Below are 25,730 nucleotides of genomic sequence, written 5' to 3' on the forward strand. Positions count from 1 at the left end.
AAGAGGCAGAAAAATGAGTAACGAAACATCTAATAAACCCGAAAATCTTGTTGCGAAGTCCGGCTTGTTTGCGGGCATGAATCAGATAATGGGCATTGCGTCGATGATTATGATCATCGGCTTCGTGTTGTTCACGATTCGGGACGTCGAGAGCTCCAGTGCGATCTTCGCCGCTGGTAAGGATTTCATTATTGGAACCATGGACTGGTTCTACGTTTTAGTCGTCAACATAGCTCTGTTCTTTGTGTTCTGGCTTATGATGAGCCGCTTCGGTGACGTTAAGCTGGGCAAAGATGACGACGAACCTGATTTCTCTACATTCTCGTGGATCTGCATGCTGTTCAGTGCAGGTCTGGGGTCCGGTCTGATCTACTGGGGCGTGGCAGAGCCGATGTACCACATTCAGGACAGTCCATTCCTGAAACAGGGCGGCATTGAACCCGGCAGCACGGAAGCCGCAATCTCGGCAGTGCGCGTAACGATTTTTCACTGGGGATTCCACGGCTGGGGACTCTATGTTTTGGTGGGCCTGAGTCTGGCCTATTTCGCTTACCGGCGGGACCTTCCTCTGACTTTGCGGACGGCGCTCTATCCGATTCTGAAAGACCGGATCTATGGTCCGTGGGGCCACTTGATCGATCTCATCGGCGTATTTGGAACAATTTTTGGCCTTGCAACGTCGTTGGGCCTCGGGATCACCCCAATTGCCGCAGGTCTGGAAAATTTGGGGTGGATGGAAAACTCCCAGACCAATCAACTCATTCTGATTGCGATCATCACCGCGATGGGAACGGCCTCGGCGGCGTCCGGTGTCGGCAAGGGCGTGAGGATTTTAAGTGAGATCAACGTGATGGCGAGCCTTGGCCTTTTGGTCCTGTTCATCGTTCTTGGTCCGACCGCCTTTCTTCTGGGGATCACTATTTCGGGTTTTGGCGACTACCTATGGAATGTCATTCCCATGGGATTCTGGATCAACGGCGATCCCGACAACCAGTGGCAAAGCTGGTGGACGATCTTTTATTGGGGCTGGTGGATTGCATGGTGTCCCTTCGTCGGCCTGTTCATTGCCCGCGTATCCAAAGGACGTACGATCAGGCAATTCTGCTTTTGCGTGCTGCTGATCCCGACTTCGGTCGTGATGCTTTGGATGGGGGTTTTTGGCGGCGCGGCGGCAGGTGTTGATCTGTTCAACAATGCCGGCGTCGTCGATGCCGTGAACAACGATTACGCGTCCGGCGTATTTCAGACGGTGGCAGGATTTGGGTATGCCTGGCTGGTATATCCGATCACTGTTTTGATCACGGTCCTGTTGATTTCCTGGTTCGTGACATCGTCGGATTCCGGCACGCTGGTTATGTGCACCATGCTGTCGATGGGTGACGAACACCCGCCGATCAAGTTCCGGATTTTTTGGGGCGTGACAGCTGGTGTCGTGGCCGCAGTATTGTTGCTGGCTGGCGGCCTGAGCGCCCTTCAGACTGCCTCGATCGTTGCCGGTCTTCCGATCGCTGTGATCCTGCTGTTCATGATCTACGGTACCGTCAGATCATTGCATGAGGATCATCCGGTTCCGGATGTGCAGGATAAGTATGATCTGGAGTTCCTGAACCGCTAAGGCCGATGCACTGGAGGGCGATCGCTTCGACGGAAACAGTCACGCGCGATCGCCCTCCAACTATATTGAACAGCCTTTAAAATTCTGGTGATCGGGACGACGCTCTCGAAAATCCGGAACAATCGGGAGTTCCGCTCAGGTATTGCTGGCCGCGGCTGTCAATGCTGCTAACTGACCCGCCGGCAACGGTCGCTCCAGGTTCATCTATGCGCACACAATAGGCGATGTTATCGTCAATGACGGCTCCGGCAATAGCGCCCGACGGTGGTGAATTGGAACTCGGCGACGTCAGAAAAGACAGGCAGGTGCGCGCCAACAGCGGTCTCTATGCCTTTGGTGGCGTGGCGCTGCTGATCTTCTTCTCGGTGGTGGAAAGAGATCCAACCCTCCTGGAAAACGCGGGATTGGTTTTGGCGATCATCGGGATCGTTATTGATGTGAGGACCGCCCTGCACATGAAGCGTATGGAACGTCCGGACCAGGCGACGGCCCGGTCTCAGGAGAAAAAAGTCTTTCGGACTCGCTGGACAACCTTCGTCACCTGTCGGATCGTCAGCCTTTCGGTCGCCATTTTTTGCGGCGCCGCATTCGCTTTCGGCGATGTTTTCATGTGTTGGCTGCATGGGCCGGAGTTGACGACCGGCTGCTCCGGATAATCGCCGCTGCTGATAATCGCTGTTGCGGTCCGGTGTTCGCCTCGCGTGAGGTTGGCGTCACGCCTTGTTAGGTGCGTCCATCAAGCGAGTTGGGACTATTCTAGGCAGACTGAATAATGAGAGTCGCTCGATCGAAGACGCTGATATTTCAGAACCTGACCCTCGTTACCTCGCCAAATCCTGGATCAGCAACTTTGCTTGACTGTTGGTAATCAATTTTGCTGACCTTAAGAGCATTGGAAACCCGCATCGGTTACCGCTATCGGGTGCCATTTCCAAATGGCAGTGACCAGATGTTTGGGAGTTGATCAATTGAGGCGCGCCGTTAGTTACCAGCTCTCCATCCAGCTGTATGTGATACGCCATGTGTTCGCTGGTATCTGAGGGTTTGTTGACATCCTTTGCATCCGTAAGGTCAACACTGTTCTTTAAAACAGTAAGTCCCGTTTGATCGGTAAAAACAAAATTCAGGAGATTTCGAACGTCATCATAAATGCTGTACGCGATCGGTGAGCCTACGATTGCCTGCGTGTGAAAAGCCATAGGTCTGCCTCGTTGTTCCGCTCTCTTCGAGTGTTTTTTGTGTCTGCCGATCCCACACTGTGGCCTTCGTTTCTGCCTACACCTGTCAGAAGAGAAGCGACGAATTGCCGGCTGTCCGCCTGAGATCGCAATTTAGCTCACGTCCGAAGGGAAATTTGAAGGCGTGCATCGCAATTTGTCCGATACGCGTTCAATTTTGTCCGAAATACAACAATGCATGCTCAGTTGGACCTGCCGGCGTGAGTTGCCGGTGACATAGGAGAAGTACATGCCGTGCTTCGCCAATCCTGCTGGCCATGAGCAATCAGCACAGGCGTTTGAACGTAATGTTATGTATGAGGCGGGGTGTGGTTTTGAGATCCGTCAAATCGGTTGATGTAAGTTGGGTCAGGTTCGGAACATAAGTCTCTTAGCTGGGAATACGCACCAAACAACATATGACTCGATAACATGATGCTGAGACGAGACCGATGTTCAATTTAACGGGAAATCGTCAACCCGAATTGAGCTCGATCAAAGGCTTCACGTCATCCATAGCCGGCAAGCCAGTTTTCGCTGTCGATTTCGGAGACTTTACCTTCGGACAACAAGGACCAAAGCGCGAGAACTTTGTCCTGCGGCACGTCCCTCATGTGTTTGGGTTCGCCCTCGCCAGCCAGGTTTTCCCAGGTGACGAGGCCTGAGGAAAACGCTGCGAGGCACCACTCGGATTCATGCGTTAGGGAAACGTCGCTGTGCTCACCATCTGCCTTGGAGAGTTCTTCATACAGAGAAGGCAGAGAATCTAAAGAAAACTCCACGCTCGCGTTACCCATGAGGTGATTTACAAAGTATGACATGAACTCTCCCTAGGCGTTTGGCGCCTCACACTCTCGCACAGTACGCCCTGGCTGAGGGGCATGGCACCCGGTTATTCCGCGGCGACTTTTACCTGCTTAAGGTATCCGTCGCGGCTCTGCGGTGTCTTGATTCCAAGGATCGATCCGGCGATCTGCGTGCGCAGGATCTGGGCGGTGCCGCCGCCGATGGTGAACATACGGGCATCGCGCGCCATGCGCTCCAAAGGGCGGTTGCGTGAATATCCGGCGGCGCCGTGGATCTGCAGTGCGTCATTGGTGACCTTGATTGCGGTTTCCGAGGCCAGGATCTTGGCCTGCGCCGCTGCACGCATATCCGGAAAGCCCTCGCCGGCACCTGCGGCGGCGTTGTGGATCAGTGCGCGGGCCGCTGCCAGCCCGATCGACATATCGGCGAGCATCCACTGCAATCCCTGGAACTCGGCGATCGGCCGGCCAAACTGCTCGCGCTCCCTGGCGTAGGACAGGGCAAGCTCGTAGGCACCCTGGGCGATACCGAGCGCGACGGTGCCGGCTCCGACCCGCTGTCCGTTGTAAGCGTTCATCAGGCCGGCAAAGCCGCGCTTGAGTCCCTCCGGCGGAATGAGTGCCATCTCCTCCGGTACTTCCAGGTTGTCGAAAACGACTTCGGTCTCCGGAATGCCCCGCAGGCCCATGGCCGGTTCGCGTGTTCCGATCATCAAGCCCTCCGCTTCGCCGCGCACGGCGATGAAGCCGGCAATCCCCTGCGACACGCCGTTTTCCACTACCCGTGCAAAGATCAGATGGAACTTTGAGACACCACCGCCCGTGATCCAGTGCTTCTTGCCATTGATGATGTAGCGGTCTCCGCTTTTTACGGCCGTCGTGGTCATCTCGGTGGCCGCACTTCCCGCACCCGGTTCCGTGATGCAGATCGCGGGCTTGTCGCCGGCCAGCACCAACCTTGCCGCCAGCTCCTTCTGCGCCTCCGCACCATACTTCATGATGGCGCCGATCGCGCCCATATTGGCCTCTACCACGATCCGGCCGGTCACGCCGCAGACCCGGGCCATCTCCTCGATCACCAGAACCGCATCGTGGTAACTCAGCCCGCGGCCGCCATAGGCTTTGGGGATGGTCATGCCCATGAAGCCGGCCTTGGTGAGCTTCTCGACGTTGTCCCAGGGGTAGGCCTCGCTGCGGTCGACTTCCGCTGCTCTGGGTTTGATTTCCGTCTCGGCCAGATCCCTGGCAGCTAGCTGCAGTGCGATCTGCGCATCGCTGAGTTGGCTCATGAGGAGGGGCCTTTCATTTTGTGTTGCGGGCTTTTGCCGCACAGCGATCAGTCTGTTCCGATCAGCTTGTTTCGTTTGGCTTTTGTCTGGACGAAAAGATATAGCGTTATGTTTTATGATGATAATGAATTAATCTGAACATGATCGTTCGTTTTATTAATGAAATCGCGTGAAGGGAAACATGAACCTGCGCCAGCTTCATACGCTTGCGGCATTTTACGAACGGGGAAGTTTTGCGGCTGCCGGAGATCACGTCGGGCTCAGTCATTCTGCGGTAAGCGTTCAGATGCAGCAGCTCGAGGAAGAGTTGGGGACGGCTCTCTTCGACCGCAGTTCGCGGCCGCCGGTGCTGACAGGCACGGGTGCGCAGATCGCCTTGCTTGGGCGAGAGGTTCTGGACCAGGTTGAAGCCATCCGCAGGGTTGCCTCCGGGCAGGATGTGGCGGGTTCGCTCTCCATCGGATTTGTGCCGACGACGCTCTACAGCCTCGTACCGGGTGTGCTGAATGAGCTGCGCGTGCACTTTCCTCAACTCCAGGTGATCGTAAAGTCGGGACTCTCCAGCGAACTGGCGGCCCTGGTGCTGGGGCGGGAACTTGATTTCGCAATCCTGACGTCGCCCGTCGTGGCGATGCCCGACCTCGAAATCACCGAGATCGCGTCGGAGCTACTCTATGCGATCGGCCCGCCCTCGCGGGCCGAGGTGACAGGCGATGCGGCGCTGGTGCGTTCCATGCCGTTCATTTCCTTCAGCAAGAAAACCTGGCTGGGCCAGCAGATTGCCGCCCGGCTGCAGTCGCGCGGAATCTACGTCGACGAGATCATGGAGGTTGATTCGCTCGATGCCATCGAAAAGCTGGTGTTGGATGGCTTCGGCGTGTCCATCGTCCCGCAGCGATTGCTGGCCCAACCTCTGTCGGAAAAGCTGGTGCGCATTCCCTTCTGTCAACCGGCTGAGCAACGCAAACTGGTCTTGGTCCAGCATGCGCAGGGACGCCGCAGCGAACTCGAACAGGCCGTGCGGGAAATCGCTGCGGGTTTACCGGAATGAGCCCGCGCGTGAAGATCATCAGCAAGAGTGCTTACAGCTGTCGACCCATCGGCCTGGAGATGAGCCACCCTCACTGCACGTCCTCGTAGAGGATCGGTTCGATCCATCCGCTGCCTGCGAGCATGATGATCGAGATCAGCAGGACGGCATAAATCAGCATCAACACGACGCGGGCGCAGATAGGCGGGAGCCGTTGTTCCAGGAAGCGTAAGGCCGGTGTCATGGGATAAGAACCTCAAGCGCGGTTTCGAGGACGGGGCGGGCGCCGGATAGCCAGATGAGAACAGCGAGCGGCCCGAAAACGGATTTCGCCAGAGCGGGCAGGCGTTGGAGACGGAGAGGATCTTCCCTGTTCAGATAGAGCTGTGTCAGTACGATACCGAGCGCCTGCCAAAAGGCCCAGAGGATGTAGTAGGCCGAGGTTTCATGCCAAAGGCCAAGCACCAGCATCGCCGCGAAGACCCCGATTACAGGCGCACGAAAGCTTGCCGCAATCGGCACGTAGACGTAGTCCCGGCACCAGTGCGAAAGCGTCATGTGCCAGCGGGTCCAAAACTCAATCAGGTTGCGGGCACGCCAGGGGCGATCAAAGTTCTCTTCAAGCCTGAGGCCCATCATCAGGCTCAAACCCAGCGCCAGATCCGTAAAGCCTGAGAAGGTAATATAGATCCGTACCCAGTCGAGTGCCGAGAAGATCCAGCTCTCGAGGAAGGGACTGAGGGCAAAAAGCTCGTGTGCTTTGAGAAGGTCAATCAGGCGCGCGTGTAAGTAACCACCGACCACGACCGCGAGCGCGAGACCAAACAATGCCCGTTCTGCGCCCGAAAAGAACTCATCCGCACTCCAACGGCGACGGGCGCACTGCCGCTCGAAATGGGGCAGACGGTGGATCGGTCCGACCATCAGCACCGGCAGGAACAGATGGTAGCGCGCGTAAGCGGCGATGGAAGGGATGGAAAGCCGCCCGAGCCACCATTCCATCAGGACGTGGACGTGGCGCAGCGTGAAGTAGGCACCACCAACGAGCGCGATCGGCTGGCCGGCCACGCCCTCAATCTCCCGGGAGGCAATGAGGAGTGTGGCGAGCAGCGCTGAACAGAATATGACCACCGCGCCGCGCCGGCCAGCCAGTTCGCCAAGCCGCATGAGGAGCGGGATCACCGCCACCGAGCCAAGCAGCCAGAGCGCCGCGGCCGGCGCTACAAGCGCGAGTACTCCCGCAGTGATCGCTGCGCTTGCGTTTTGCGCCATGGCCCGCGGTACGGCCCAGAGAGCCCCGACGGAAAGCAGTGAACCGAGGACCAGAGCCACCTCAATCGCGTTCATCCGGGCCTCCGAAGCGGGCGCGCAGCGCCTCGATGAAGCGCACACGGCCAAGGCCGTTCATATGGGCCCTGTCCTTGAAATGATCATCGGGCCAGGAAAGTGCAGGGCTCCAGACTTCCACATCGAACTGCCGGCCGAAGGCTGCGATGGCGTCGGTAAACTCCTGCTTGGCTGTGGCGCCCAAATGGTCGAGGACACTCTGCGACCTCGGCAGCACGACGAATACTGCTCTAACGCCGCGGGAACGCGCCTCGGACAAGGCGCTCTCCAGCGTCTGAGGGTCGCGCGGGGGATGGATGAGCTCCGGGTAGACCTTATTGAAGGTTTCCCGACTGCCATCGTAGGAAAGCCTCAAATCCGTGACATTGGGTACCGAGGCTTTCGCTTTCGTTGCTCTTTGGCGTGTCCCGCCAAGCGCAAGTTCCTTTATCCCCCGTATCCGCCGTCCAAAGTTTCTTAGCCTGTCCTCCCAGGGCGCCGTAACGCCCCAGGTCCAACCGTAGAGATGCTCATCTCGGAATGTACGGATGTAGGGGTAGATCTCAATAAAGACATAGCGGTCTTTTGCCGCGGTTTCATTTCCCGCAGAGATCGCAGCACGCATAAATTCCGTCGACTGCTGCTCTGTGATACGGCTCATCGTCAGCCTCGAATGGTGCCGCCCGTCCTCGAACAGACCTTCCGCCTCGGATTTTTGCGGAATTCCGTAGCGCATGAGCGAAGATCCGATGAAGACGATTTTGGCCTCGGCCAAACCCGGAATGGCTGCAGCCATATCCGGCGGCTGCTCTTGCGGGACGGCGATGAACGCGGCGCAAATCAACGCGCTGGAAATCGCTATGGCCCCGATCCAAATCGCCCTCATTTGAGGCGTTCGACCGCAGCGATAAGGTCGGCCAGCCGCGCGATCGAAACCACCTCGGCGGTGGGAATGCGTAAGCCGAAGCTCTGCTCTACCTGGAGCACAAGATTGATGTGGGCGAAGCTGTCCCACCCCGAAACGTCCTCTGGCCCGGAATCAGGCGAGAGGGAGTCGACAGGTATCCGGAAGGTCCGGCTGGCGATCTCAAGAACCGCTTCGGTGAGCGAGCTCTGCAGAGAGGCGACGGGCGTGCCTGCGACTAAGAGGACGCGGAGAGCCTCAAGCTGCGGTTTGCCTGCATCGCCCCGTGGGATGGCCTCCACCGCAACAATACGTTTAGGGACCTTCATCGGTTCAAGCCGTGCGCGGCAATGTTCGCTCAGCGCGGCCTCGTCGAACGCGCCGTCGAGAACAACGGCCGAGGCTGGGATTTCGCCAAAATCCGAGTCCGAAATACCCACCGTGGCGGCCTCGGACACGGCAGGGTGGGTCATGAGAACCTCGTCCACTTCGCTGGGCTGGATCAGGAAACCGCCGCACATGATTGCTGTTTTAATCCGGCCACGGATCTCAAAGGCACCGTCGGGCCGTTTAACTGCAAGGTCGCCTGTGCGCAGCCAGCCGTCTCCGCTTAGCACTTCGGCCGTCTGCTCCGCATCATCCCAATAGCCCGAAAAGACATTGTCTCCGGAGAGCCATACCTCACCGGTCTCGCCGTCCGGCACATCACCCCCGTCCTGACCGACAAGCCGCACCTTGATGTCCACTGGTTTTCCGATCGTGCCGGTGGCTCCCATCTCGGGATGCGGGCCGGCGTAGAGGGCACTTGCGACGGTTTCCGTCAGGCCATACTGGTTGAAGACAGGGCGGCTGAAGCGTGTCTCCAGCCGCCGCCACAGTGCCTCGTCCAGCTTCGCCGCGACAGAGATGAGGCATTGGCATTCGGCGGCATCGAAGTAGTCGTCATGTGCGGCGTAGCGATCGATGAAAGCGTAGATCGTCGGCACAGAGAGGACATGCGTTGCCCGGAATGCCCGAATCGAGTTCAGCCAATCCTCCAGCTTCGCCGCCGAGTAGGGTGCCGGGCGGATCAATGCGCAGGCGTTGGCGAGCGCCAGCAGCGGTCCCTGCACCAGACCGTCCCCGTGGGCGAGAACCATGCCGTTGAAGATGCGGCTGTCTTTGTCATAGCCGAACAAACGCGAGAGCGTGTCGAGATGGGAAAAGAGGTTGCGGTGCGTGATCACTGCACCCTTGGGTGCCGATGTCGTGCCGGATGTGAAAAGGATGTACGCGAGCGCATCCTGATCCTCAGGCAGGCGGGGGGCGCGGCCTTTAACTGCTATCTCCGCCTGGAAGCCGGACTTCGGCAAGCGCTTAGCGCCAAAAAAACCCTTAGCCGTCTGCATCACCGGCACCGCGTTCCCGGCCCGGTCTTCAAGCCAGTCCTCAATCCAATCCTCTGCGCAACGCGCTGCGTCGGCCACGATCAGCCCGGGCGAGACCTTACGCGCGACGGCGCCGGCCCGTGGCGCGGGTGTATCCGGGGTCAGCATTACGGGAACCAGCCCATCAAGCAGGGCGGCGGTAAAGGCCGTGATTGCGGCAGCTTCGTCGGCGGTTACAATCAACACGCGCTCACCCGGCGTTAAGTCGCGTGTATCGAACAAGCCGCAACAGCCGTGAAGGTCGCGGAGGAACTGATCGTAGCGCAGCACACCGTCCGTCTGAACTAAGAATTCCGCCTTTCCGCTTGCGACAATGCCGTCGTAAAGGGCGGCGGAGGAGAGGGGGGATCCGGTCATTCTCCGTCCTCCACGTTCAAAGATCCCCGCTTGGGGTCGTAGCGATGTTCCACGGCAGGGTTGCCGGCAACCATCGTTTTCTCGGGAACGTGGCGGCGCACGACGGAGCCCGCGGAAATCACCGCTGCGGCACCAATTCTGATGTCCGGCAGAATGACCGCTCCTGCGCCGATCGTTGCGCCCGGGCCCACATGGATGTTGCCGGCCAGCGTCGCCCCCGGACCGACACTGACGAAGTCACTAAGGACGGTGTGATGTCCAAGGCTTGCAGCCCGATTGACCAGGACGCCCCTCCCCAGCATCGAGGCGGCACCGATGATGACGCCTGCGTTGATAAAGCTTCCCTCGCCAACCCGAACGGAACTCGCCGTGACTGCAGTGGGATGGGACAGCGCTTCGGCGAGCTCCAATCCCCTTGCAAGGCCTAATCCAGTCAGTTCCTCGCGGCGTGGCGGGTAGAACGCGCAAGCAACGAAGGAATCGTCTACCGGGTCGTTGTCAAATTCTGTGAGCTCCACCACCTTATCCATGGAAAAGACGCGTGGGGCACCGTTGACGCTGACACAGGCCGATATGGTGATACCAGCGCAACGACAGGCTTCTTCATACTCGACCGCAAGAGGACTGCGTACTCCGAAAAGGATCATTTCAAAATGCCTTCCATAGGAAATTTTCCCACTGAAACATGGTTCGAAGGGGGAGGTGCTCTATCTAATGCGCTGTTTTTCAAACGGTATTTTCGCGTGATAATCTCGATGCGGTTGGCATGGGCGTAATGTTTCGGGCGTTTGAATCGTTAGAAATAATTGGTGATATTGCTTAAATTTACGTCACCCACACGCGGTACGCCTCTATTCTTTTACAATGCTAGGTATTTTAACGCCTTCATAGAGTGCATAACGCTATCTACCACCGGTGCCGCTGTCACTGCGACATCATTCCTCTGCATTGACCCGAGAGAGCCGACTTCAACTCCAAAACCGGCCTTCGCTGCCAGCGCCGCAAATGACCGAAGTTGGCTGATTTTCACCCTAAATATGATAGAACGGATCTCATGACGAATGGCCTTGTTCCAGCCGAGATAATTGACGACCTCAAGGTGCGGCACGCCGAGGTCCATCGGCACTATCATACATGGGCGCATATAGAGGCGTTGCTGAAGTGGCTGGAAGAGATAGTCGGGCAGATCAATGATCCGCATGCGGTGGAACTTGCCGTCCTTTTTCACGACGCCATCTATGATCCGCATTCAGCAGACAACGAAGTCCAGAGTGCCGCGCTCTTAATGTCGGAGCTTGAGGATCTGGTTCCCGACGCGACTCTTGAGCGTGCGAACAGACTTGTACTTGCGACCGCCGGGCATCGGCTGCCAAGCAGCAGCGATGACCTGCTTGTTTCCGATTGCGCTTTCTTCCTCGATATGGACCTGTCCGTTCTCGGGACGTCATCCGCAGTCTTCGACGTGTACGAAGAGGCGATTTCGATGGAGTACCGTTTCGTCCCGCCTGACGATTATCGAAAAGGGCGAAGCGCCATCCTTCAAGGTTTTCTGGACCGGGATCGACTTTATTTCACAAGTTACTTCCATGACCTTCTCGAACAGCAGGCGCGGTCAAACCTGCGCCGCAGTATCGAGAGACTGAAGCGCGCCTGATCCTAACGAGTCGTCAGAGGTCCCTCGCAGCCATTGATCGAGACAACATCTCGTTCAGAGGCCATGTGGGGCGGCTTGTGGTCGCAGCGGCTCACGCGAACAATACCCTATGGGCTGGTGTTAGTTTTCGTGGCAACACCCTTATACGGCTTGCGCGGGATCTGAAAGTGATCCAGTCATCAACCCTTTCTGTGCGGCTTGACGCACTGAATGGGTGAGGTCTTCGATGGAGCTGGCGACCATTCGGCTGAATTGCCAGTACAGGTACACGTCGAGCGGTTGATCAGGTATCAGCGGTACCAGATTGCCCTTCTCAAAGTGCTTGGCGGATAACACTTCAAGGTTCATGCCCCAACCTATCCCGGCGAGCGTTGCGTCTGCGAAGGCGTGTGTGGAGGGCATCCGGTGCGAAGGGAAACTGAGTTTGCAGCCAAACGCGCGTTGAATCCATTCGGTTTGCAGCATGTCCTTGGTGTTGAAGCTGACGGCCGGCGCCTGCTGAAGCGCGGCGGGAGTTACGCCGTCGGGAAACCATTTGGCAATGAATTCCGGACTGGCGGAAGCGATGTAACGCAAAGCGCCGAGTGCCCGGCTGTCGCAGCCCTGAATCGGCCCTGAATGCGAACAGACTGCAGCAACGACTTCACCTCTGCGCAGCCAGTCGGCGCTGTGATCCTGGTCATCCAGCACAAGATCGAACAGCATGTTGTCGCAGGCGGCGACGGCATCGATGAACCATGTTGCCAAGCTGTCAGCGTTGACCGCGAGCCGCACGCTTGTCGGCTTTTCGATGGGCAAGAAGTTTGCGAGATCTTTCCGCGTGGCGTGTTCCAGCAGTCCGACGTCTTCCGCATGTCGGAACAAACGAAGTCCTGCCGGGGTTGCGGTGCAGGGATGAGCCCGCACGACGAGTACCGCGCCCAGCCGGTCCTCCAGCAGTTTGACTCGCTGAGAGATGGCGGACGAGGTGACATTCAGCTCTCGCGCCGCCTGTTCGAAGCTTCCGGTCCGTATTACGGCTGCAAGGGCAGCCAGGAGAGGGTAATCGAACATCGATTAGCAATTCTTAATCTGCTAAAGCAATCTTAATTCGCCTAAATTATGCAATGGCGTTAGTCAAGGCTTTGTTGCGACGGGACCGATAGGGCGTCAGCAAGCTGAGCCTTTCGCCAGAAGAGTTGACGAGGTCTATTTTGAACGCGTTGTGATCTCGTGCCGACTAACGCGGTATAGGAGTTAAATTTCCTGTTTGCTCAGCGATCCCGACAGGAATGTGAAGGCAATCAGGAATGCAATCTCGACGTAAAACGGCGAACGGTGTGCACGATGGACTGGGATAACCTTAAGGTCGCTCTCGCGGTCAGCCGAGCTGGATCTCTTACGCAGGCCGCTCAAATGCTTTGCATCGATAAGTCGACCGCTGGACGCAGACTTACGGCGCTTGAGGCAGATCTCGGATCCATTCTCTTTGTTCGGACGAAAACGGGTTTCGCGCTGACAGACGCTGGTGAAGCCGCCGTACAGCGCGCGGCAGAAGTGCAGAATTGTATCGATCTCATGATTGACGAGGTCGTCGGGTCCGATGAAGGCCCGGTCGGTGTCGTTCGTCTTGTCGGTCATGCCTGGATGCTGCAACGTTTGACACGTATTGCCATGCCGTCGTTTCTGGCGACCCATCCGCGGCTCGATTTACGGCTCGTGAACGATGCGCCACGCGGGCCCGTTCGGAGTGAGGCCACGTTGTCTCTCTGGTTTGAAGTCGAACCCAGAGATGGAGAGTTCGCAATCCAACTCGGTGAGATGCCCTATGCTCTCTACAGGCCACAGGGAATTGAAAGTGACAGTTTGGATTGGATATCGTTTCATGATGAAGAAGGCGCGCATCCTTTGATTGTCCGCGCGAACGATCGCCTGCGCGGGCCTTCCGAGACGATACGCATGACCGCGACGGACGCGGGCATTATGCTCTTTGCGATCCGGGAAGGCGTCGGGAAGGGGTTGCTGCCTATGTGTCTTGCGGAAGAGGACGAGGGCCTGGTCCGTGTCGGTGCCGGCGAACCCGAGTTTGTTCGCTCGCTCTATCTGCACGCCCACTATGATACAGTGCAGACTCATCGGATTCAGTCGACGCTCCGTTGGCTGCGTGATTCCTTTGGCGCTGTTTTCCGTCCGGCGGGCAAGCAGGTGGCTGTGCCGATTGGCGGTAAACCGCAGACTGCATGCCAGCCATTGTAAAGCGCAGGATGCGGCAACATTCCTACCCAATCGCCGGCTTGCGATAGTGACGCAGCGGCCGAGACACTGAAAACGATCATGAAACTTACAGCTGTTTCGACATATCTGGTGGCCGCGTCGGAAAGTCCTGATGGATGGTCCGGCATCAAACCTTTTTTGTTCGTAAAACTCGAAACCGACAGCGGCATCGAGGGGTGGGGTGAGGCCTATGCCCTGGCCGGACGTGAGACCGCGATTGAGCAAATCATCCTGTCCCTTACACGCGGCTTCCTTGGGCAAGAGGTCATTGGCCCTCGGACCATGCGTCAAACGGCTATTCTCGATTTTGCGGATAAGCGGACAGGAATAGATTTCTTCTGCGCGTTGAGCGCGCTTGAGCTGGCGCTCTGGGATTTGCAAGGTAAGAGGATCGGTGCGCCTGTCCACGAATTGCTCGGCGGTGCTTTGAGAAATGCGATTCCACTCTACGTGAACACCTGGAGTGATCAGTTACCCAGTGCCGAAATGGTTGTCGAGCGAACTCGAAAACTAAAGGCCGACGGCTATCGGGCCGTCAAGGTTTATCCAATGCAGTATCCGGACCTGAATCAGGCCGAAGATTTTCTGCGCGCTGTTCGAGAAGCGGTTGGGCCTGAAACGGATGTTATGGTCGATTTGAATGCGTTGAACGATCCTTATCTGGCGTTGCAAGCAGCCCGACGCTTCGAACCTTATGATCTTTTTTGGTTCGAAGAGCCGGTCACGTCAGACGATCTCGACCTGCTTGGTGAAATACGCTCACAGGTGCCTATGCGGGTGGTTTCCGGCGAACGTCATGGCGGCAAGTTTAAGTTCCGCGAGATGCTGACTGCCAGGGTCGCGGATGTCCTGAACCCGGATATCGTGGGCTGCGGCGGGATTTTGGAGTTGCTGGAGATTTCGGCCTTGGCCGAATCCTTTTCCGTCGCTGTCTCGCCTCATAACTACAACAGCACGACGATCGCCATGGCGGCGATGCTGCAGGTGTCGGCGGTCATTCCCAACCTGCTGACCGCGGAACTCTACCCGGACTACCTTGATGCCGGCCGTCGGTTTGCCGACGTGGATTTCGACATTGCGGGCGGATACGCGAGTCTCCCATTCTCGCATGGTCTGGGGGTCACGATGAATGAAGATGCGCTCAATGGGCTTTCACGCAAGACGTCGATCTCGGCGTAATATCCTGATTTTCAGTAGGCCCAGATATCTTTCAAAGCATTGGCTGTCTGACTGCGGCCCTTTTCGAAATGAGTCGTCGATAATATAGACCGCGCTCAGATTTCAGGTTGTCCGCACGCCAGCAATCTTTTTGCTCGCTCATGGGGTCAGAAGGTATCGCCCATCTGTTTGGTCAGGCAATGCCGTAGCGCTTCCTTGGCGTGATAGACCCGGGTTTTTACTGTTCCTTCGGGACAGGCGACGATTTCCGCGATTTCCCGATAAGGCAGATCTTCGAAGAACGACAGCTCGATGACGGCGCGGAACGCCGGCTTTAGTTTGGCGAGGCAGGTTCGCAGGTGATCGCCTTCTTCCAACGCCGCCATGGCCGCCGCCTGATCGGCGGTTTCGTCAATCGGTTCGATTTGATCAAGACCGTCCAGCTGCACAGGCTTCTTTTTGCGGTAATGATCCATGACCTTGTGGTAGGCAATGCCGAAGATCCACGTGGTCGCTTTAGAGCGTCCCTGGAACTTTCCCGCAGATTTCCAGACTTCCAGAAAGGTTTCGTTGAGGATGTCAGCCGCTTCGAACGAGTCGTTCAACTTGGAATAAATAAATCTGTAGACGCGCGGCTCCAGCGTACTGTAAAGCGACGCGAAGGCTTCTTCATCGCCCTGAGCAACACGTTCGATCAGAACCGTCGGACTTTCCTGCTCCAACTTCGGGCACTCCTCATCGAGGGTTGAATGGAGGATTCGCATCAGCGATCTATCGAGATTTGCCGCAAGGGAGACAATCCGATGACGGCCCCATTGCCGGCGATTGCCTTGACGCGCCAGAGGTACGTGCGGCCCGGATCGAGGCGCGCCAGGCTGTAGCGTTGCAACGAAGTTTTGTTTTCATCCGACGGCAGAACGATTCCCGTGATCGGCTGCTTGGCCAGTTCGTCCGGGTCGATCAACAGCTCGCCACCGATCGACTGCACTTTTCCGGGTGAGACTGGTGCGTCTGGACGAACCGGATAGATTTCGAGCTGGTAGACTGCCGCGCCCGGAGTCCTTTGCCATGAAAATTCGGTTTTGCCGGTTAACAAGGCGCCTTCGGCTGGCCCCGAGAGTACGACCCGTTGTCCGGCCGGCGCAGTGGTTGCTTCACTGCGTGGGACGACGAAGTATTTCAGCTCTGGGGGACTAAAGTTAAATTCCGGGTCGGTTGCGATCAGACGGACAATGTAGAGGCCCTGCGAAGTGGTCGGCAGCGGCGGGCTCTTCAACGTGACCCGGCCTCGGCCTGCGAGGCTGCGCCGGAAGACCTGCAGCCGCCGAAAGACCAACGCGCCCCGCGTCGAACTTGGTTCGGCAATCTGCCATTCGAACTGTGCGGTGCCGGAACCGTCGAAATTGAGATCAGCCAGGGCCGCCAGTCCTGCACCGCTGGGCAATACCTTCACGCGGCTCTGATCCTCGAAGAAGAGATCCAAGCGCCGAATTCCCAGGGGCACACTGCTGCCGGTCGAGGGAACCAGTCTGATCGATCCACTCGAGGTAAAGCCGGATCCATCGTCAAAAGTTCGACGGTAAATGACAGTCAGATCGGCATTCCGCGCCATCTGAAAAGCGACATTTCGCGGTACAACCAGTGTTTCGCTGATGATTTCCGTCGTCGCCAAATTGGCCGGCGTGTTGTTGATCTGCGACAAAACCGTTGAAATCGTGGCAACGACGGTTCCGCCTATTTCAAGCGTTCCGGCGTTTGACGTGATTGTCTGTATCGGCGAGCGCGTGGTGTTTGCGCGTCTGACCTGCCATGTAAAGGTCACGGCCGATCCGTTTGGTACGGCGACTTGTGCGCTGCCGGGCGCGGTTGTCACACCGACGATGTTTGCCTGTGCGCCCGTCGTGAAAGTCGCCATGCAGGCGATGGCCAACAGCAAAATATGACGGGAAAGGGATTTAACTGAGTTGGCGATCATGGCTGCGCATCCATCAATAGCTAATGGGAGCGGAAACCCGCAAAACGCTGAACAGCTGCCAGTCCGTGCCGTCGATACTCGTATCGCCGTTGCCATCTTTGTTCTCCAAAAGACCTTGGAATGCGAGCGCGATGCCGACGTTGTTTTCCGTCGGGGGAAGGATCGTCCATTCGATCTCGCCGTTCGCGACCGTGTTGTCTGGTGTGTCGCCATCGCCGGTCAGGAGGTTCAAATTGTAGTTGAGGGATGTCCTCAAGGTTTCAGGCAGGATTTCAGCCTGGACTCCAAGGTTCACGTTCACATTGTGCGTCCTGGTGTCCGCATCTGTATCTGTGAACAGGCCCCACTGAACGCCGCCGCTTAACTGGACAGCATCGCTGATCGTCCAGTTGGCTGAGACATCGGTGAAATAGCTTTTTGTATCGGATGAGGCGTCCGTACGGTCCAGAAACCGTGCAAAGGTTTCCGAAATCTGCCAACCCCATGCACCGTAGCTCGATCCGCCGCCCAGTGTGACCGAGAGGTGACTGTTGTCTGTACTGCCGCCGAAGTAATCCTCTGGAGTTTCGACCCGCTCGTTGTCCACAGCCCCAATATTCAGGTTTAAGTACGGTTGCCCCAGCCAATCGGTTTCGTCTTCCGCGGGCGGCTCGATCGTTGGATAGTAGCTCCCGGTAAACTGAAGACTGAGCAGGCTGTCCGTCGGCAGACCCGAGAGGTCATCCACGTTGTTGGTCTGGTAGAGTCCTTGTGCGTTTGCGGAGATGTTTCCCCAGTACAAATCCGAATAGAGCAGCAGGCTGTCCCGGTCGGCCGCCAGGGAAGAGTTGGCGAGACTGCTGAAAAAGGTGTCGACCCGCTCGTAGCGACCACCCAGAGTAAGGTTCAGATACTGACCAGCTATTTCTTCGGCCTGAAAGGGGGTATAGGAAAGAGCCAGCGACCAGGCATCTCCCGAAACCTCGTCGTCGCCGAGAACCACTCCGCTTTGCTCGAAGTTGCTGCGCGCAAACTGTCCGGTAATCTTGACGCTTCGCTCGAACAGGAGCCGCTCGGCGATGACGCTCCAGCCATCGCCTTGGTTGGTATTGCTATCGCCACCGATGCCGACACCGCCCTCGGTTCCCTTGCCGCTGTAGTAAACTCCGGTGACCGAGAAGTCCTTGCCCCAGGCTGGTACGGGATGCGCGGTCGCCTGGAACCCCATCAGCCGATTGTCGCTATCGTTCAGACCGGTGATGTTCTCGCTGCCGACGACGCTTTCGGGGTGAAAACTGAAGCCGGTAACGGAGAGCAATTCGTCTCCACTGCCGAGGCTCGCGGAGAGACCGCGACGGCTATAGTTCGACATGATGAAGCTATCTGTGTTGAGGCTTTGATGGCCCAGCGCGACCTGCCCAAAAAAGTCCTCATCATCAAAGCGGGTGTTAAATGTATACTCGCCGAGATCGAATCCGCGGCCGCTAACCGCGCGGTCTTTCTGCGTTTCGATCAGGTAATTTGCGTTGTTCGTTACCGACCATTGTCCATGGCTGTAAGCTGCGTCCGCGTAACCTCCGCCCGATACCTGCCCACGCGCAGGCGTGTCTTCGAAGCCTTTGTCCGCCAGCCTCTGGCTGAATTCCACGGCGTTTGTTGCGGAAATTGAGGCGTCGCTTTCGTCCGGACCGTTATCGGCTATAGCGGCCTCGCTGGAGACAGTGAAATCCCAACTTCCGCGCTCAACGACATCACCGTCCAGGGTGACTTCTATGAGGCGCAGTTGGTGCTGTCCGGGTTGAAGAGCCTGGGGGGGGCGGTAGTTAAACCGCTGATTTTCAAAAGCGAGTAAGGGCGTTACGTCAATCGCGTCGACCTCGAGCCCCAGCCGGGGCAATGTCTCGAATGGGACATGGTCCGGAACTTCGACGATGAGGTCTTCGAGCGGGCCGTAACTGCTGCCGTTGGCAGATTGAATGAGAATTCCAATCCAGTCATCCTGGTCGGTGACAGTTGTGTTCGTTGGCGCGACCAAATCCTGAGCGAAGGCCGTTGAGCTTAAAAGCAGCAGACTCGAAGCAGTACATCGGAGCATTTTCGTCAAAGCCCCCCACACCACGTTTTTTGCTCCGACTGTGCGCAGAGTCCTCGGCGCTAAACTGAACTTCGTGCCTAGGCAGGTCCCCAGCAATCCCACAATTCACCTCTGATGTGATCGATAAATAGGCGTCAATAACAAATAAAAATTTAAATAATTGTTTTAGCTTAGTTTTTGTATTTACTGATTTCGTTTCATTCCGAGTAATGATTCATTGAATATTGAACTCAAAGTAAATTTCCCGTTCATTCATTAAGGGGCGTAGCGCGAAGGTTCATAACTGCCGTACGCAGCTTCCTTCATGAGGGTGGAAAGTCCGCTGTAGACGGTGATCCAGGCCAAACGTGTTTCCGACGTAAAGCGCTCATCAAGTACCTCTGCGAGGGTTTGCAGCAGTGCGCGCCCAACCAGGGAATAGTGTTCCGGTTTTACGCCGTAGCCCACATGGCGGATGGCAAGGCTCCTCAAGACGGGCGTGAGATCTTCCAGGCTCTGCAACTGCGAAACCACGAGGCCGAGTTGACTCATGACTCTGACGCTTTGATTCCCCAGATCATTGACAAACAGGGCGCGGGTCTGCGGTGCTTGTTTAAACAGGTTCCTGTAGAAGCGGTCGGTTACGCGCTCGGTGTCCTGCAGCACGATGCGAAAGCTACTTCTGACAAGGTCGATTTCCCGTTGTGTCAGTTCCACTGTCTGTCGATCTCCGTTCTGGAGGCGCAACGTCAAGACAACGCGCTAGGATTCAACTTGTCTGCCGGATCTCCCTTCGCCGAATTTGTCATTTCAGTCACTGTTGACGGCTTGGCGAACAGCAGGCCAATACACTGGGAGGTGGTATGCGCAGAGCCGTATCAACAACTCGTTTTGTCATACAGATGAATGCGATGCGCATGAAGCCACAGAGCCGCACCAGGGTGATGCAGATTTGCGCCGCCGCGTTCTGTGGTGACTAACCGCGAGGCGGTTTTGAACGCCTCGTGCGTGCGTCATTCACGGTAGATTACGGCGCGGCGCTCGACGTTTGTGCTGTTCTGCAAGGTCGTCCGGCTTCTTGCGACCCAATCGCCCCGGGCGTTCAGATCGAGCTGGAAAGCCGTATAGGTTTCTTCGCCGCCGAAGCTGCGATGAGTGTGTGTAAGGTTGCCCGCTGCGTCGTAGTTATAAATTGATTTTTCGGTTAGAGGTTTGCAGCCCTCATCTTCACCTGCGCAGTAACGCAGATGAGTTTCCAGAACATCGCCGCGCTCTGAAATCAGCGCATCGCCGACGGCCGGCCCCGCCAGCGTGAGCCGGTTGGTTTCCTGGTCCAAACGAACTTCTGCGTCGAGTAAGGTTTTCCCGCGCTCATGCCCCGTCAGGGCGTGGCGCCAGATATTCTTTTTGGCCGGATCAAACGACAGGACATATCGAACCTGCGGTTTTTGCTCCTTTTCGATCAGGACGAAATCAAGCTGAAAGTCCTCGTTGCTTCCGGCTCTGCGCCAAAAGGCGAGCCGCTCATGACTGCCGAAGAGAGTAAACCGGCTGTATTCGCCGATCGGGTAGCCCTGATGATCGAACAGGATGCAACTGAAGTGGTCGCCTCTGTAAAAGATGATTTGGCGAATGTCCGGACGAGGACGCTCCCAGCGATGACCTAAGAGGAAATCCCAGCGGGCGTAGATTGCAAAAGAATACGCGGGTTCCTTCGCATCCAGGCTATCGGGAAAAATATCCGGATCGGCATAGGGCCGGAGCCGGTCGTCGCATGCGTTTGAGATCCGCGCGATTTCCTTGCGGGAAAGCTCGTCATTTGCGGAGAGAAAGAGCGCCATGCCGGTCAGGCAGATCCAGCTGAACGCCAGTCCAACCAGAGCAACATTTCGTCTCATCCAACTTCAACCTCGACTGTGTTTCGTTTGACCGCAGTCGCACGCGCATTGACCAGAAGTCGGCGCGATGAGGTTTCCGGTTCAAAAAAAGCGAAATCTTGAATCCGTATTTCTGCATCGGGAGGTCGAACTTTCGGTGACGTAGGGGGCGTCAGTGAAATTGAACGCTCCGCAGCGCCGGCCCGACTGAGAGGTGCGGCGTCATCTTGCTGCCGCGCCTCCGGATAGTTTGAAAATAGGAGTTAAACATGTCAGGTGATTTGAACACTGACGCCCAAGTTCTCGGAAGGATTCCCCCTGGTCTTCGCACCCGGACGCCTTCGCCTGGGCGAGGATTGCTAACCGCTTCCGTGATAGCAGCCAGCTTCGCCTTTGCCGGTGCAACATTGGCGGATACGGGTGACGTCGGCGTTGCGCAACTCACGGCTCCGAGCATTAAGGTCGTCAGCAATGGCAAGGAATACACCACGCTGTCGAGCCAATACTCCGATATCGTGGTCAAACTGCGTATCCAATTGGACGCCGAGGTATCCGGTCGGGTTAAGTCGTGGAGTGCTTGGCCGGAAATCTATGGCAAACAAGCAGGTTTGTATGGCCTGCAATGGATCGAGTTCAAAGCCAGCGGGAAGACGGTCAGCTATCCCTTCGGTAATCGGCCAAAAAAAGTTGACCGAACAGAAACAATGCGCATTGAACAGGCCGATTATGCCGATCTTGTCATAGATGGGTGCAATCGCCTTGCAGAAAATCTCCGAAGCTCGGGCATGAGTGATGCCGCTATTTTCAGTTCGGACTACGACGTCGAGATTGGTGTTTGGGGGGGGCTGCAGTATGAAATGACGGGTCTGGACAACATTATAGACCTGCCGGTTGAAGCCGTTCTAAACCCGACCTTCAAAGTGAAGTGCGAAAAGACAAAGATTGGGCCTGTGACAGTGGGGTTGTTGAAAGAGGTTCAGTCGGCGAGCCTCGAAGCCGAAGTGAAAAAAGGCTTTACCGGCGATTGTAAGCTCGAGTTTTCGGGGAGCATCACGACCAAGAAGGCGAACGAAGAGGTGGAATTTCGGTACGCCGGTGACAGCGGCAATGAAAGCGCCCTTCACAAGGTCACGACCGGCGACAACAAGTCTGTGTCGTTCAAGCACGATTACAAACTGCCCAAAAATGCTGCGCCGAGCGGTAAGATCCGCATGGTCGGTGTGAGCTCATACTTCACTTCGAACTGGGCGAACTATGAGATCGATTGTGCGGCGAATACGGGTTCGGATACCGTTACCACCTTGCTGCCGCCCAAGGCGACTATCCTCGAAATATCCGTGATCGGAGAAACGCTTGTCGGCGACCGGCACTCCTGTCCGTCCAAGATCCGCTACAGAGGGTTGCTTGAGGGCCGTGGACCGGGGCAGGGGGCTGTTTCCTTGCTGGCCAATCTTACGAATACTGAAACCAGGCTTTACGAATTTGAGCAGGACGAAAAGCAGTTTATCGCAATGGCGCATGACCTGGTTTGGGACGCGGCTTCTCTTGCAGAGCTCGGCTATCAGCAGTCGGTTGATTTCAAGATGAATGTCACCAACAGCGCCAACGAAATCGTCGATACGGCGTCGGTCAAAAAGACATTCTCATGCAAGCCTCTGATTTCCACCGCGAAAGTCACGGCCGAGGTTTCCCGCACGGCTAAAACCGGCGGCGCTTACATCTGCCCGGTCCGTTACAAGCTCCGTGGATTGCTTCAGGCCGGCGCTTCGGTTTCCGGCCAGGTTGTCATGAACGCTGGCGAGACCGTGATTGGTCCGGTTCCTTTCAGTGTTGAAAATGGCAAGCTCAAGCCTTTCGGCCCGATCGAATTGAACCTTTCCTGGAAGGGCGTGGGCCTGACCGGCAGTTCGCCGCAGCAGGCCGTTGACCTGGAGATCCTCGTCAGTGGTGGTCCCGGCGGCGTCCTATTAAAATCGGGCACAGAAAAGAAGATTTTTCACTGCGCGAAAATGGAGGAAGTCGCGCTCGGCGGCGGCAGTCGCGACGGTTCGACGGCGGGACCAGCGAAGATGCCCGGCAATGCCATTGGCGGTGCTGGCCGGATGACCACGGGTAAGCCCAAGCCAACTCATTCGCAGCAGGCGATGGGCGGAGTGAAAGTCCTTCAGCAAGTACCGGGCTTTGCGATCCTTAGTCCTAAAGGTTCGGCGAAGAAAGGAGAGATCCGCCTGTCGGGAGGCAAGCCGAAAACCGCCTATCTCTTGACTTATTACCGCAAGGCGAATGGCGGCTATCTGCCTCTGCGTTCAGCCGGTCTGCCTAAGAAGATGACCGGCACCTCTGCCAAGTTCAAGTTGAGAGCGTTAAAGGGCGGGCGTCATTGGCGACTGGAAGTTTGCCCAAGCGGTCAAAGGACTAAGACGGCTTGCAAGACCTCCGACTTCCAACTGCCGTTGGTAGCGGGACCGGCCAAGATGAAGAAAAAGTAGTCTCGGTCTGGTGTGGTACAGCCGGCTGCTCCGCCGATTGCAGCCGGCTGTTCCGACTCTTTCAATAACCTGGGCTATTTTCGATCATGACTTTGCCGACCTACGCAACCTATTTGATTGTTCCACTGCATTTGATTGCGGGCTTTCTATTCGGCCTGATTCCCAGTTCCGTCTATCATCCTGCCTACTACGGCGCCTATAGTGGGATCGTCCTGACCCTCGTGGTGACCGTCGTGGTTTACGGCATGCTCGTTCAGCATCAGCAGCCCGGCTTTGTGGTCGTTTGGCTTCAGTGCTTCCTCGCGTTGCTGGCAGTGGCTATCCCTTTCTTCACCCTCGATTTCAGTGATCTCTGGCATGCGCTCATGTATCCGCTGATCATGGGAGGGAGTCTTGTGGCCTGCTTGGTAGTGGCCCACATTGTGCTCTTGACGACCCGCGTGTGACAGCCTGCGGGCGCCCTCGAAGCGTTGTGTTTCACGATCCGGCCGTTCTCTTTCACGGGGATGATTCTGCCGCTTCGGTGCCTCTGTATCCGTTTCGGACATGGTTTGTCTTACCTGCAGGTGCGCGCTTGAGCCCGTGCCGTCAAAACGCGTATGCCTGCCGGGCATCAATCCTTCGCGAGGATCCGGGTCAAAAAAAACCGCTCCAGTTTCCCAGAGCGGTTGAAAGGTTTGGAGGCAGGTGTGTGTCGGTTACCCCATGGCCCAATAGTAGGTGCAGGTGTACTCGATCTTGAAGCGGTTCGAATCGCCGGCGCCGACCGGGATCTTCTTGATCTCAATTCCCTGGCCGTTTGCGTCCGAGCCGTTGCTGCGTTTGATTTTACTTTTGTGCGGGCATTCATAGACCGGTGACTGGCACTTCATGACATCAACGGCACCGGCGGTCTTGTGTTCGCCGACTTTGCTGTAACCGGGCATGCAACTGATCAACACTGCCGGAGTAACGATGATCTTGCCAGGCTTGGTGCTGTTGGATTCAGTATTGAAACCAGGTGTTTGCGGTTTGGGCTTAGACTTGTGCTGTGCCGGTACCGGAGTCAGACCTTCTGCGGATACGATGGGTCCCACAGACACGGATCCGATCAGGCAGCTAGCTGCCAAAAGCAGCGCCAACTTGCGTTTCATTGCGTTCTCTCCTTACTTGAAATTCACTCTTTTGCGAAACTCATCAGTAAGACGGTTGCGAGGGTGCCTGGGTTCAAATCCAAATTAAGATATTGAAACAATTGAAATTAGGGGTGCGGGCTCCACTGCAGAACGATTTATGTCTGCGTCTTGTCTTTGCGGCAGCAGTTAAATCCAGTCGACGGATTTGGCATTCGAAAGCAGGAGGGGGTGAAGACGGTAGTCGTCGGCAACAAGGCAATCGATTTTACGGCGGCGTTTGGTCATTCGATCGAGTTCTTCGATTTCAGACCTGAGCTTCCAGGTGGCGCGAAATGCGATCACTGCGCTGGCCGCCAGCCCATGCTCCACGGGCCACTCCACACGATAGAAGCTCTTGAACGGCTTGTTCCCGCTTGAATCCCGTTCCCTCGCATTTTCCATGAGCGTGACCGAAATTCTGTCACCGGGTTTGAGATCGAGGTTTCGGGCTTTTGTATGCCCCGCAATTTTGAGCGACGTGGATTTTCTTCGAAGGACCAGGTGGCCGCTGACGAGTCCGAGAAAATGAAGGACGACCAGCGGCGTGATAACAACGCTGCCCGTGACGGATAACAGGCTGGCTGTCAGGCCATGCCCTTGCTGTTCTGCATATTGGTAAAGCACCTGTCCTACAGCGATTAGGCCAAAGGCCAGCGCCAGATATTGAAACAGGACCAGCACAATCTGCGACCGGGTGTTGTGGTTGGCGAGTTTCTCGGCCTGTTCGGCGTGCGGCCCGTAACGCAGCATGGTGTGGATGGTAAAGAGGATGTCGACGGCACTCCCCGAACTGTTGCCGTACTGCGCCGTTCGCGATTGCACCACCAGCCGTTTTTTCGCGGGATCATCGAGGGCAAAGTAGTAGTCTTTGTTGTTTCTCAACGCTGGGCCAAGCCAGACATATTGTGCTGGCCGGCCCCAGAGAATCTGCAGCCAGCTCATTGCCCAGAGGGAAAACACAAAGGAAAAGACAAGAAGACCAAAGGAAAAGGAGAGAACCGCTGCTTGACCCTCTCCGTGGGACCACCACCAGGCCAGGACCTGGTTGGCAGACGCCCCCACAGCGAACTCAATTCCGTAAAAAACAGACAAAAAGGTTGCCGCAAGACTGAAAAGCAAAGCGACTGTCGACAGCATCCGCATGGT

At 56.7% G+C, this 25,730-nt stretch carries 24 protein-coding genes; 8 read left to right on the plus strand and 16 right to left on the minus strand.

All coding sequences use genetic code 11. The features are described 5' to 3' along the window. The first annotated feature begins 13 nt into the window (after window positions 1–13). Both QMZ18_RS21835 and QMZ18_RS21840 read left to right on the plus strand, forming a co-directional pair. The gene (locus QMZ18_RS21835; protein WP_282608477.1) at window positions 14–1,615 is read left to right on the plus strand and encodes a BCCT family transporter; all 1,602 of its coding nucleotides are present in this window, start codon (window positions 14–16) and stop codon (window positions 1,613–1,615) included. A gap of 236 nt (window positions 1,616–1,851) precedes the next feature. Further along, window positions 1,852–2,271: a hypothetical protein gene (locus QMZ18_RS21840; RefSeq protein ID WP_282608478.1), complete on the plus strand. Its 420-nt coding sequence runs from the start codon at window positions 1,852–1,854 to the stop codon at window positions 2,269–2,271. A gap of 165 nt (window positions 2,272–2,436) precedes the next feature. Here QMZ18_RS21840 and QMZ18_RS21845 read toward each other — a convergent pair whose 3' ends face one another. The 3 genes from QMZ18_RS21845 to acdA all read right to left on the minus strand — a co-directional run bounded on the left by QMZ18_RS21845 (window position 2,437) and on the right by acdA (window position 4,927). Next, window positions 2,437–2,814 carry a hypothetical protein gene (locus tag QMZ18_RS21845; protein ID WP_282608479.1) on the minus strand — a complete coding sequence of 126 codons (378 nt, stop codon included), beginning with the start codon at window positions 2,812–2,814 and terminating at the stop codon, window positions 2,437–2,439. Between the two features lie 527 nt (window positions 2,815–3,341). After that, window positions 3,342–3,653, minus strand: a complete 312-nt coding sequence (locus tag QMZ18_RS21850; protein ID WP_282608480.1) for a hypothetical protein — start codon at window positions 3,651–3,653, stop codon at window positions 3,342–3,344. A 71-nt stretch (window positions 3,654–3,724) separates the two neighbouring features. After that, on the minus strand, window positions 3,725–4,927 hold the full coding sequence (gene acdA, locus QMZ18_RS21855; RefSeq protein WP_282608481.1) for a 3-sulfinopropanoyl-CoA desulfinase: 1,203 nt from the start codon (window positions 4,925–4,927) through the stop codon (window positions 3,725–3,727). Between the two features lie 181 nt (window positions 4,928–5,108). Here acdA and QMZ18_RS21860 point away from each other — a divergent pair, with 181 nt between their 5' ends. After that, complete coding sequence (locus tag QMZ18_RS21860) at window positions 5,109–5,978, plus strand: LysR family transcriptional regulator (protein WP_282608482.1); 870 nt, start codon at window positions 5,109–5,111, stop codon at window positions 5,976–5,978. Between the two features lie 70 nt (window positions 5,979–6,048). Here the strand turns inward: QMZ18_RS21860 and QMZ18_RS21865 are convergent, their stop codons facing one another. From QMZ18_RS21865 to QMZ18_RS21885, 5 genes are read right to left on the minus strand one after another with little or no spacing between them, the layout of a single operon-like run. Beyond that, window positions 6,049–6,201, minus strand: a complete 153-nt coding sequence (locus QMZ18_RS21865; RefSeq protein ID WP_282608483.1) for a hypothetical protein — start codon at window positions 6,199–6,201, stop codon at window positions 6,049–6,051. Then, window positions 6,198–7,304 carry an MBOAT family O-acyltransferase gene (locus tag QMZ18_RS21870; protein ID WP_282608484.1) on the minus strand — a complete coding sequence of 369 codons (1,107 nt, stop codon included), beginning with the start codon at window positions 7,302–7,304 and terminating at the stop codon, window positions 6,198–6,200. The genes QMZ18_RS21865 and QMZ18_RS21870 overlap by 4 nt, the downstream gene beginning before the upstream one ends. Further along, a complete protein-coding gene (locus tag QMZ18_RS21875; RefSeq protein WP_282608485.1) occupies window positions 7,291–8,169 on the minus strand; it encodes a hypothetical protein in 879 nt (292 codons plus the stop codon). The genes QMZ18_RS21870 and QMZ18_RS21875 overlap by 14 nt, the downstream gene beginning before the upstream one ends. After that, entirely contained in the window at window positions 8,166–9,971 is a 1,806-nt protein-coding gene (locus tag QMZ18_RS21880) for an AMP-binding protein (RefSeq protein WP_282608486.1), read from the minus strand. Before QMZ18_RS21880 ends, QMZ18_RS21875 begins: the two co-directional genes overlap by 4 nt. Further along, a complete protein-coding gene (locus tag QMZ18_RS21885) occupies window positions 9,968–10,618 on the minus strand; it encodes an acetyltransferase (RefSeq protein WP_282608487.1) in 651 nt (216 codons plus the stop codon). Before QMZ18_RS21885 ends, QMZ18_RS21880 begins: the two co-directional genes overlap by 4 nt. A 407-nt stretch (window positions 10,619–11,025) precedes the next feature. On the opposite strand from QMZ18_RS21885, the gene QMZ18_RS21890 reads away from it, so the two are divergent. Then, window positions 11,026–11,625 carry a hypothetical protein gene (locus tag QMZ18_RS21890; protein ID WP_282608488.1) on the plus strand — a complete coding sequence of 200 codons (600 nt, stop codon included), beginning with the start codon at window positions 11,026–11,028 and terminating at the stop codon, window positions 11,623–11,625. Between the two features lie 141 nt (window positions 11,626–11,766). Here QMZ18_RS21890 and QMZ18_RS21895 read toward each other — a convergent pair whose 3' ends face one another. Next, entirely contained in the window at window positions 11,767–12,678 is a 912-nt protein-coding gene (locus QMZ18_RS21895) for a LysR family transcriptional regulator ArgP (RefSeq protein WP_282608489.1), read from the minus strand. A gap of 273 nt (window positions 12,679–12,951) precedes the next feature. Between QMZ18_RS21895 and QMZ18_RS21900 the strand changes: the two genes are divergently transcribed. Both QMZ18_RS21900 and QMZ18_RS21905 read left to right on the plus strand, forming a co-directional pair. Further along, window positions 12,952–13,860: a LysR family transcriptional regulator gene (locus QMZ18_RS21900; RefSeq protein WP_282608490.1), complete on the plus strand. Its 909-nt coding sequence runs from the start codon at window positions 12,952–12,954 to the stop codon at window positions 13,858–13,860. Window positions 13,861–13,938: 78 nt separating this feature from the next. Further along, window positions 13,939–15,057, plus strand: coding sequence for a mandelate racemase/muconate lactonizing enzyme family protein (locus tag QMZ18_RS21905; RefSeq protein WP_282608491.1), 1,119 nt, complete (start codon window positions 13,939–13,941; stop codon window positions 15,055–15,057). Window positions 15,058–15,203: 146 nt separating this feature from the next. On the opposite strand, the gene QMZ18_RS21910 is transcribed toward QMZ18_RS21905, so the two are convergent. The 5 genes from QMZ18_RS21910 to QMZ18_RS21930 form a co-directional block, all read right to left on the minus strand. Continuing rightward, window positions 15,204–15,800: an RNA polymerase sigma factor gene (locus QMZ18_RS21910; RefSeq protein WP_282608492.1), complete on the minus strand. Its 597-nt coding sequence runs from the start codon at window positions 15,798–15,800 to the stop codon at window positions 15,204–15,206. Further along, window positions 15,800–17,011 carry a hypothetical protein gene (locus tag QMZ18_RS21915; RefSeq protein WP_282608493.1) on the minus strand — a complete coding sequence of 404 codons (1,212 nt, stop codon included), beginning with the start codon at window positions 17,009–17,011 and terminating at the stop codon, window positions 15,800–15,802. The genes QMZ18_RS21910 and QMZ18_RS21915 overlap by 1 nt, the downstream gene beginning before the upstream one ends. Window positions 17,012–17,024: 13 nt before the next feature. Next, entirely contained in the window at window positions 17,025–19,085 is a 2,061-nt protein-coding gene (locus QMZ18_RS21920) for a hypothetical protein (RefSeq protein ID WP_282608494.1), read from the minus strand. Between the two features lie 255 nt (window positions 19,086–19,340). Continuing rightward, a complete protein-coding gene (locus tag QMZ18_RS21925) occupies window positions 19,341–19,781 on the minus strand; it encodes a globin domain-containing protein (RefSeq protein WP_282608495.1) in 441 nt (146 codons plus the stop codon). Between the two features lie 296 nt (window positions 19,782–20,077). After that, window positions 20,078–20,962, minus strand: a complete 885-nt coding sequence (locus QMZ18_RS21930) for a hypothetical protein (RefSeq protein WP_282608496.1) — start codon at window positions 20,960–20,962, stop codon at window positions 20,078–20,080. 248 nt (window positions 20,963–21,210) lie between these two features. On the opposite strand from QMZ18_RS21930, the gene QMZ18_RS21935 reads away from it, so the two are divergent. Both QMZ18_RS21935 and QMZ18_RS21940 read left to right on the plus strand, forming a co-directional pair. After that, window positions 21,211–23,430, plus strand: a complete 2,220-nt coding sequence (locus QMZ18_RS21935) for a hypothetical protein (protein WP_282608497.1) — start codon at window positions 21,211–21,213, stop codon at window positions 23,428–23,430. A gap of 86 nt (window positions 23,431–23,516) precedes the next feature. Continuing rightward, on the plus strand, window positions 23,517–23,876 hold the full coding sequence (locus tag QMZ18_RS21940) for a hypothetical protein (RefSeq protein ID WP_282608498.1): 360 nt from the start codon (window positions 23,517–23,519) through the stop codon (window positions 23,874–23,876). Between the two features lie 252 nt (window positions 23,877–24,128). On the opposite strand, the gene QMZ18_RS21945 is transcribed toward QMZ18_RS21940, so the two are convergent. Together QMZ18_RS21945 and QMZ18_RS21950 are read right to left on the minus strand one after the other, a co-directional pair. Then, window positions 24,129–24,563, minus strand: coding sequence for a hypothetical protein (locus QMZ18_RS21945; protein ID WP_282608499.1), 435 nt, complete (start codon window positions 24,561–24,563; stop codon window positions 24,129–24,131). A 168-nt stretch (window positions 24,564–24,731) separates the two neighbouring features. Next, the gene (locus QMZ18_RS21950; RefSeq protein WP_282608500.1) at window positions 24,732–25,721 is read right to left on the minus strand and encodes a hypothetical protein; all 990 of its coding nucleotides are present in this window, start codon (window positions 25,719–25,721) and stop codon (window positions 24,732–24,734) included. Between the last annotated feature and the right edge of the window lie 9 nt (window positions 25,722–25,730).

This window comes from Pelagibius sp. Alg239-R121 (assembly GCF_947331435.1).
Taxonomy (GTDB): domain Bacteria; phylum Pseudomonadota; class Alphaproteobacteria; order Kiloniellales; family Kiloniellaceae; genus Denitrobaculum.

What these genes read in the sequence shown, in the direction of transcription:
- QMZ18_RS21880 (WP_282608486.1), bottom strand. Translation starts at nt 9,971, where the DNA reads ATGACCGGATCCCCCCTCTCCTCCGCCGCCCTTTACGACGGCATTGTC.
- QMZ18_RS21950 (WP_282608500.1), bottom strand. Translation starts at nt 25,721, where the DNA reads ATGCTGTCGACAGTCGCTTTGCTTTTCAGTCTTGCGGCAACCTTTTTG.
- QMZ18_RS21860 (WP_282608482.1), top strand. Translation starts at nt 5,109, where the DNA reads ATGAACCTGCGCCAGCTTCATACGCTTGCGGCATTTTACGAACGGGGA.
- QMZ18_RS21845 (WP_282608479.1), bottom strand. Translation starts at nt 2,814, where the DNA reads ATGGCTTTTCACACGCAGGCAATCGTAGGCTCACCGATCGCGTACAGC.
- QMZ18_RS21895 (WP_282608489.1), bottom strand. Translation starts at nt 12,678, where the DNA reads ATGTTCGATTACCCTCTCCTGGCTGCCCTTGCAGCCGTAATACGGACC.
- QMZ18_RS21835 (WP_282608477.1), top strand. Translation starts at nt 14, where the DNA reads ATGAGTAACGAAACATCTAATAAACCCGAAAATCTTGTTGCGAAGTCC.
- QMZ18_RS21945 (WP_282608499.1), bottom strand. Translation starts at nt 24,563, where the DNA reads ATGAAACGCAAGTTGGCGCTGCTTTTGGCAGCTAGCTGCCTGATCGGA.
- QMZ18_RS21935 (WP_282608497.1), top strand. Translation starts at nt 21,211, where the DNA reads ATGTCAGGTGATTTGAACACTGACGCCCAAGTTCTCGGAAGGATTCCC.
- QMZ18_RS21900 (WP_282608490.1), top strand. Translation starts at nt 12,952, where the DNA reads ATGGACTGGGATAACCTTAAGGTCGCTCTCGCGGTCAGCCGAGCTGGA.
- QMZ18_RS21865 (WP_282608483.1), bottom strand. Translation starts at nt 6,201, where the DNA reads ATGACACCGGCCTTACGCTTCCTGGAACAACGGCTCCCGCCTATCTGC.
- QMZ18_RS21930 (WP_282608496.1), bottom strand. Translation starts at nt 20,962, where the DNA reads ATGAGACGAAATGTTGCTCTGGTTGGACTGGCGTTCAGCTGGATCTGC.
- QMZ18_RS21910 (WP_282608492.1), bottom strand. Translation starts at nt 15,800, where the DNA reads ATGCGAATCCTCCATTCAACCCTCGATGAGGAGTGCCCGAAGTTGGAG.
- QMZ18_RS21850 (WP_282608480.1), bottom strand. Translation starts at nt 3,653, where the DNA reads ATGTCATACTTTGTAAATCACCTCATGGGTAACGCGAGCGTGGAGTTT.
- QMZ18_RS21920 (WP_282608494.1), bottom strand. Translation starts at nt 19,085, where the DNA reads ATGCTCCGATGTACTGCTTCGAGTCTGCTGCTTTTAAGCTCAACGGCC.
- QMZ18_RS21885 (WP_282608487.1), bottom strand. Translation starts at nt 10,618, where the DNA reads ATGATCCTTTTCGGAGTACGCAGTCCTCTTGCGGTCGAGTATGAAGAA.
- QMZ18_RS21870 (WP_282608484.1), bottom strand. Translation starts at nt 7,304, where the DNA reads ATGAACGCGATTGAGGTGGCTCTGGTCCTCGGTTCACTGCTTTCCGTC.
- QMZ18_RS21940 (WP_282608498.1), top strand. Translation starts at nt 23,517, where the DNA reads ATGACTTTGCCGACCTACGCAACCTATTTGATTGTTCCACTGCATTTG.
- QMZ18_RS21890 (WP_282608488.1), top strand. Translation starts at nt 11,026, where the DNA reads ATGACGAATGGCCTTGTTCCAGCCGAGATAATTGACGACCTCAAGGTG.
- QMZ18_RS21840 (WP_282608478.1), top strand. Translation starts at nt 1,852, where the DNA reads ATGACGGCTCCGGCAATAGCGCCCGACGGTGGTGAATTGGAACTCGGC.
- QMZ18_RS21875 (WP_282608485.1), bottom strand. Translation starts at nt 8,169, where the DNA reads ATGAGGGCGATTTGGATCGGGGCCATAGCGATTTCCAGCGCGTTGATT.
- QMZ18_RS21915 (WP_282608493.1), bottom strand. Translation starts at nt 17,011, where the DNA reads ATGATCGCCAACTCAGTTAAATCCCTTTCCCGTCATATTTTGCTGTTG.
- acdA (WP_282608481.1), bottom strand. Translation starts at nt 4,927, where the DNA reads ATGAGCCAACTCAGCGATGCGCAGATCGCACTGCAGCTAGCTGCCAGG.
- QMZ18_RS21905 (WP_282608491.1), top strand. Translation starts at nt 13,939, where the DNA reads ATGAAACTTACAGCTGTTTCGACATATCTGGTGGCCGCGTCGGAAAGT.